Below are 429 nucleotides of genomic sequence, written 5' to 3'. Positions count from 1 at the left end.
GTCGACGGGAGTAACGCCGGCTCGCTTACCACGGGTACAGAAGTGTCCGACAACGACGGTCGGGTCAAGTTCGTCTACGAAGCGAACCAGTCGACGGCAACTGGAACATACACCGCACAGTTCAGCCTCGGTGAAATCGACGGGTCGTTCGATGGGGAGACCCCAGAAAATGTCCCGATTCCGGTAACGGTGACGGAGGCAAACCAAGGATCCGGTGATGGGTCCGGCACCAGTGGTCTAATTTACAACGAGGACGCTGTTGCCCTCGATAGCAACGGTGACACTGACGGTGGCGTCCAGTTTACTGTCACCAATGAATTGGATGAGGAGATCACAATAACGACGGTGGCAATCGACCCCGTTAATGACGATATAATCCGACTCAGCGACAGCTTTAGCAACGACCGTCCCCCGGCACCACAAGAGAAT

Annotated in this window: 1 pseudogene; it reads left to right on the top strand. The window is 55.5% G+C overall.

The annotated features are described in order from the left end of the window. Positions 1-42 precede the first annotated feature (42 nt). A pseudogene (locus C5B91_RS21890) lies at positions 43-429 on the top strand (hypothetical protein); the annotation flags it as partial.

This window comes from Haloferax sp. Atlit-10N (assembly GCF_003586325.1).
Lineage (GTDB): Archaea > Halobacteriota > Halobacteria > Halobacteriales > Haloferacaceae > Haloferax > Haloferax prahovense.
Note: the sequence above shows the minus strand (reverse complement) of the source record. Positions and strands in the feature narration are given on the sequence as shown.